General features: G+C 53.1%; 6 protein-coding genes. 5 read left to right on the top strand and 1 reads right to left on the bottom strand.

What is annotated here, in order from left to right; all coding sequences use genetic code 11:
- The first annotated feature begins 328 nt into the window (after positions 1 to 328).
- The 5 genes from H627_RS0114970 (at position 329) to H627_RS0114950 (ending at position 5,913) form a co-directional block, all read left to right on the top strand.
- Positions 329 to 1,375: a BMP family lipoprotein gene (locus tag H627_RS0114970; protein ID WP_027829571.1), complete on the top strand. Its 1,047-nt coding sequence runs from the start codon at positions 329 to 331 to the stop codon at positions 1,373 to 1,375.
- Between the two features lie 90 nt (positions 1,376 to 1,465).
- Positions 1,466 to 3,016 (top strand): ABC transporter ATP-binding protein, encoded by a 1,551-nt coding sequence (locus H627_RS0114965; protein WP_027829570.1) that lies wholly within the window; start codon positions 1,466 to 1,468, stop codon positions 3,014 to 3,016.
- Entirely contained in the window at positions 3,006 to 4,154 is a 1,149-nt protein-coding gene (locus tag H627_RS18700; protein WP_051225473.1) for an ABC transporter permease, read from the top strand. Before H627_RS0114965 ends, H627_RS18700 begins: the two co-directional genes overlap by 11 nt.
- Positions 4,151 to 5,110: an ABC transporter permease gene (locus H627_RS0114955; RefSeq protein WP_027829569.1), complete on the top strand. Its 960-nt coding sequence runs from the start codon at positions 4,151 to 4,153 to the stop codon at positions 5,108 to 5,110. The genes H627_RS18700 and H627_RS0114955 overlap by 4 nt, the downstream gene beginning before the upstream one ends.
- 95 nt (positions 5,111 to 5,205) lie before the next feature.
- Entirely contained in the window at positions 5,206 to 5,913 is a 708-nt protein-coding gene (locus H627_RS0114950) for a hypothetical protein (RefSeq protein WP_027829568.1), read from the top strand.
- 102 nt (positions 5,914 to 6,015) lie between these two features.
- On the opposite strand, the gene H627_RS18695 is transcribed toward H627_RS0114950, so the two are convergent.
- Positions 6,016 to 6,219, bottom strand: a 204-nt coding sequence (locus H627_RS18695; RefSeq protein WP_035441302.1) for an ATP-binding protein, incomplete at its 5' end; no start/stop codon positions are given.

Below are 6,219 nucleotides of genomic sequence, written 5' to 3'. Positions count from 1 at the left end.
TTATGGATAGGCTTGGGTGCTGCGCGATGCTCCCTAGTTATGAACCTACAACACATCCTCGCAACTATGAGCGGTCATGTCCGGCTTCAATGAGCTGCTTGGCGAAACGCGAGTCGCCAACATCGGAACCAGACCCCGCAGCTTGTGGTTTGCACTTGTTCGATTCATCTGGGCGGCAGTCTCAACAATGTAGTTTAGCTACAGGAGGAAAAAGCCTATACCAGTTGGACCCAAATCCAATGAACTACTAGAGAGTATCACGCAACATCCAAACAAGAAAACTATCCACGAACTTGTCTGTAAATTAACTATACGAGGAGGAACTGTTTTGAAAATCAGTCACAAGATTGGCTTGGTTGCGTCAATTGCGGTTATGGGGTTAGCCCTGGTCGCTTGCGGCGGCAAGAGCAACAGCGGCAGTGCCACGAAGACCGTCAAGTATTCTGCAGCATTGGTTACCGATGGCGGCGGGGTGGACGACAAGTCATTCAACCAAAGCGGTTGGGAAGGTCTGGAAGCATGGGGCAAGAAGAACGGCTTGAAGAAGGGTGTCGGCGGTTATAACTACGCCCAATCCAACTCCGATGCGGACTTCACCCCGAACATCAACAAGTTGATTCAGGCAAAGTATGCGACGATTTTTGGGATCGGCTATAAGTTGGAGAGTGCGATCAAGAACGCTGCAAAGGCGAACCCGAAGACTAACTTCGTCATCATTGACGATGTGATCGATGCCAAGAACGTGGCCAGTGTCACGTTTAAGGATAACGAAGGGGCATTTCTGGCCGGTGTCGCCGCAGCCGAGACGACCAAGACTAAGAAGGTCGGCTTCATCGGCGGCATGCACGGGGCAGTCATTGACCGCTTTGAAGCCGGCTTCCGCCAAGGGGTCGCGGCTGTCGACAAAAACATCAGTGTCGATGTGAAGTATGCCAACGACTTCAGCAAGCCGGATGTTGGCCAAGCGTTAGCCAACGCCATGTTCAACAACGACGAAGACGTGATTTACCAAGCTGCCGGCGGTACCGGGATGGGTGTCTTCTCTGCTGCCAAGAACCAAATCAAGAAGAAGAAGGTTTGGGTCATCGGCGTCGATCGGGACCAGACTCCTGAAGGTAAGTACAGCGGCGGCAACCTGACGCTGACTTCCACCGTTAAGGGCGTGGATATTGCGGTTGAGAAGCTGGCCGACGATGCCAAAGACGGCAAGTTCCCTGGCGGCAAGACGACCGTTTATGGTTTGAAGGAAAAAGGGGTTAAACTGGCGCGCGGCAACATGAGCGCGGCTGCTTGGAAAGCCGTTCAGGATTACCAGCAGCAGATCATCGACGGCAAGATCAAAGTCGCTGAGAAGCCCTCACAACTGAAGAAGTAATTGTCTGACATTTGAGACACGGTTAGGGCAGCAGCGTATGCTTCTGCCCTAATTTTTCTATATCGACAGGCAAATAGAAAGGAATCGCACATGTCATCTTCTGAAATTGCCATTGAAGTGCGGGACCTGACCAAACGTTTCGGGGATTTTGTGGCTAATGACCACATTTCGATCCAGATCCGCAACGGTGAGGTCCATGGCTTGCTGGGCGAGAATGGAGCCGGCAAGACAACCATGATGAACATGCTCTCCGGAATCTTGCAGCCGACCAGCGGTGAAATTCTAGTTCATGGGAAACCGGTCCATTTGGCCTCGGCGAAGGACGCCACGGAACTCGGGATCGGGATGGTCCACCAGCACTTCATGCTGGTAGAGAACTTCACCGTGTTGGAAAACATCATGCTGGGTGTGGAGGAAACGAAAGGTGTCGGGATCCTGAACCGGCACGATGCCAAGGCCAAGGTTATGGCACTGTCCAAGCAGTATGGGTTGGATGTGGATCCGGATGCTAAAGTTGCGGACATTTCGGTCGGAATGCAGCAACGGGCAGAAATTTTGAAAGTGTTGTACCGTAATGCCGATATCTTGATTTTTGATGAACCCACGGCCGTTTTAACCCCGCAAGAAATCAAGGAATTGCTGGATATTTTTCGTCGGCTGGCCTCAGAGGGCAAAGCCGTTATCCTGATTTCTCACAAATTGAATGAGCTGCAGGCCGTGGCGGATATCACCACGATTATTCGCCGGGGCAAAGTGATCGATACAGTGGATACGAAGACCACTTCTACAGAAAAACTGGCTGAGCTGATGGTTGGCCGGCACGTCACTTTCCAACGTGAACGCGTACCGATGCCAGTTGGTCCAGAAATTTTAAAGATTGAAGACTTGCAAGTCATCGATAAGCAGAAGGTCACTCGGGTCCACGATTTTGATCTGACCATCCACGGCGGCGAAATCGTCGGGTTGGCGGGGATTGACGGGAACGGCCAAAGTGAACTCGTCCGGGCAATCACGGGCTTAATGCCTACGGCGGGCGGCCATGTCATTATTGGCGGCCAAGACCGCACCGGGGCCACGCCGCGGCAAGTGACCCAGTCCGGGGTTGGCCATATTCCAGAAGACCGGCAGCGCTATGGCTTGATCCTGCCCATGAGCCTGGTGGACAATATGTCGCTGCAAGTCTACACGCTGGCCCCGTATTCTCACCATGGGGTATTGAATCCCAAAGCGATGATCACGAATACTGAACAGCTCCTAGAACAATACGACGTCCGGCACAGCACGATTGAAGAACCGGCAGGGTCGCTTTCCGGCGGGAATCAGCAGAAGTTGATCATCGCCCGGGAATTGAGTCGGGAACCGCAATTATTGATTGCAGTCAATCCCACCCGGGGCCTGGATGTCGGCGCGATCGAGTTCATTCATTCGCAGTTGCTGGCTGCCCGAGCGGCGGGCCACGCGATTCTGTTGATTTCTTACGAACTGGATGAGATTCGCCAACTGGCTGATCGCGTTGCGGTTATTCACAGCGGCACGATCGTTGGTCAAGCGAAGACCAGTGCTTTGAGTGAAAATGAGATTGGTTTGTTGATGGCCGGCGAAACGGTGCCGGGGAAGGAGGAAATGCTCAATGCGCATTAAAAATCTTCGGTTGGGCAACCTCTGGATCTCGGTAACTTCCGTTATCCTGGGGATGGTGGTCGGTGCGATCATCATGATCCTGTCCGGCTTTAATCCGATTGAAAACTATATCAGTTTATTCACTGGTGCGCTGGGCAGCCCCAATGCAATCGGTGAGGTGTTGCGGGAAGCCACACCGCTGATTCTGACCGGGCTGGGCTTTGCCGTCGCGAACTCGGCCGGTTTCTTCAACATTGGTTTGGCCGGTCAGGCCCTGGCCGGCTGGCTGGCGTCGGTGTCATTTGCGTTAGCCTTTCCCCATGCGCCCGGCTTCTTGCTGCTGCCCGGGGCAATTCTGGCCGGTGCAGTCGCCGGTGCCCTATGGTCCGGGATCGCCGGCTTCCTGCGGGCGTATTTCGGCGCCAGCGAAGTAATCACCACCATCATGCTGAACTATATTGCCCTGTATGCGACGAATGCCGTTGTCAAGGGCATGCTGGCTAAGGGGGACGGCGACTATTCGCCGACGATCCCTGTGCAGGCGCGGTTACGGACACCATTTTTGGAAAAAATCACGCAAAATTCCACCTTCCACTGGGGTATCTTGATTGCCCTGGTCGCGGTCATCGTGGTTTGGTGGCTGATGAAGAAAACGACCCTGGGTTTTGAGATTCGGGCCGTGGGGATGAACGAAGACGCGTCCCGCTATGCCGGGATGTCCACGAAGAAGACGATCATTTCTGCTATGCTGATTTCTGGGGCGCTCGCCGGTCTCGGCGGGGCCATGGAAGGACTGGGTAATTTTCAAAATATCATTGTCAACACGGCCTTGCCCAGTATTGGCTTCGACGGAATGTCCGTATCGCTGTTAGCGACCGGGTCGCCGGTGGGGATCATCCTCGCCGCGCTGCTCTTCGGAATCTTGAAGATTGGCGGATTGAACATTTCCATCGCCTCCACGACGCCGCCAGAAATCGTCGATATCGTAATTGCCGCTGTCATTTTCTTCGTCGGTGCTAACTATGTCATTCGCTATCTGAGCGTTAAATTGCGCAAGCATCCCAAAAAGCAACCGCCGGTGGCCAGCAGCAGTGAACCGCAGGCCGCGGTGGCTGAACGGGCCGCGCAGGCTGAAGAGGAAGGGGAGGACGCCAAATGAATATCATGACGTTATTGCTGACGGTGGTTTCCACTACCCTGGTTTATTCCGCCCCGATGATTTTTACTTCAATCGGCGGCACGTTTTCTGAGCGCAGCGGGATCGTCAACGTCGGGCTGGAGGGTATCATGGTGATGGGCGCATTCTCGAGTGTCGTCTTCAACCTGTTCACTGCCCATATCTTCCACGGCGCCACCCCCTGGCTGGGGTTGTTAGTCGGCGGATTAGTCGGTGTGCTGTTTTCCTTGATGCATGCCGTCGCGACGATCAACTGGCGCACTGACCATATCATTTCTGGGACGGTATTGAATTTGATGGCGCCGGCGCTGGGAGTTTATCTGACTAAGCTGATTTTTGCCGGCAAAGGGCAAACCGATATTATTCAGCAGCCGCTGGCTAATGTGACCATGCCAGGATTGTCCAATATTCCAGTGATTGGACCGATTTTCTTTCGTAATACGTCATTGGTGGCGTATTTTGGGATTTTCGTTGCTATCTTCTCCTGGTGGGTCCTGAAATACACGCGGTTCGGGTTGCGTTTGCGGTCTGTCGGCGAACACCCTGAAGCGGCAGATTCCGTCGGTATTTCCGTTTACAAATACCGATACATGGGGGTCATGCTGTCTGGTCTATTGGGCGGTATCGGCGGCGCCATTATGGCGGAGAGTATTACCTTGAACTTTTCTGTTTCCACGATTGTGGGCCAGGGCTTCATGTCGCTGGCAGCGATGATTTTTGGGAAATGGAATCCAATTGGGGCAATGGGCGCGGCCATTTTCTTTGGCTTTGCTCAGTCACTGGCCATTATTGGTAAATATATTCCAGTCATCGCGAATGTGCCCAACGTTTGGTTCACCTTGGCACCATATTTGATCACCATTATTGTACTGGTGGCCTTTATCGGGAAGTCCCAAGCACCAGCAGCAGATGGGTCGACGTTCGTTAAGTCCAGGTAATATAAGCAGTGTGTAAAGCGTTGGGTAACCAACGCTTTTTTGCTGATTTGGAACGGCATGTGGCGTATACTCAAGCCATATGGGAGGGGATTGGTATGCGTATTGACCGCGCTTCATTAAAGCAGACTGTTAAGGCACGCATGGCGGGACACTATGGCACACTTTTTGGTATCACTCTGCTGCCGCTGATTATTTTGGCTCTGGGTATTATGGTACTTCAGTTTCTACTGATCTATTTCACCACCGGGTCATCGGTTTGGTCGTTCGCATGGGTCTTGCCGTCACCGCTGCACACGGCAGTCAGTCCAAGCATTCGCTGGGCGTTCAGCCAAATCATTTCGCCGCCGATGCCGCTTCCCGCCCCGGGGAGTGTTGGCGGTCTGGCTGCCCCTGCGGCCCCATGGTGGGTCATCTTGTTATTTGATTTTGTGGCGACCAGTGCGGCGATGGGCGTTTTGACTTGGTGGCGGCATCCAGAGCAGAATCGCTCTTTGCTCAGCCGGGCGTTCATTGGTTTTTCACCCCGTTATCTCCCAGGTTATCTCGTCCTCTTCTTATTCACCAGCGTCTTGCTGAATTGGCCGGCATACTTGCCGTTTGCCAGCACCTATTGGGGTATTTTTCGCCTCGTTTGGCTGGTTTTGGAAGTGATTCTCCAGATTGGTTTGATGCCTGCGTTTTATCTGTACATGGATCTACGCGATGCTGGTCAAGGCGGCGTCGTCGCAGCTATCAATTTGAGCTGGCAGCTGATGGCGGGCTTTAAGGGCGATTACTTTATCCTGTGTCAACGCCGACGATAAAATGACATTTTTTGCCGATTAGAAAATGTTGTTTTTTGCCGGTTTAGTTGAGCTGCGTTTCTCCTTTCCAATTAGTGGTGATGCTTCAGTTAGGCCAGAGGCCTAACCAGTATCATTCGGTGCTTTGTCCGCTTTGGGCTCTGTGATATGGCCCTTCATGCGGTATGACCGGCCGTTGATCCGAATCACGCGGGAGTGGTGCACCAGTCGATCAAGAATGGCATTAGCCAGAGTCTTGTCGGCGAATGTATCGCCCCACTTGGAGAGGGCAATGTTGGTCGTGATGATCGTTGATTTCCGTTCATA

This window comes from Schleiferilactobacillus harbinensis DSM 16991 (assembly GCF_000425885.1).
GTDB classification, from domain to species: domain Bacteria; phylum Bacillota; class Bacilli; order Lactobacillales; family Lactobacillaceae; genus Schleiferilactobacillus; species Schleiferilactobacillus harbinensis.
The sequence above is the reverse complement of the archived record's forward strand: the minus strand, read 5'-3'. Positions and strand labels throughout refer to the sequence as shown.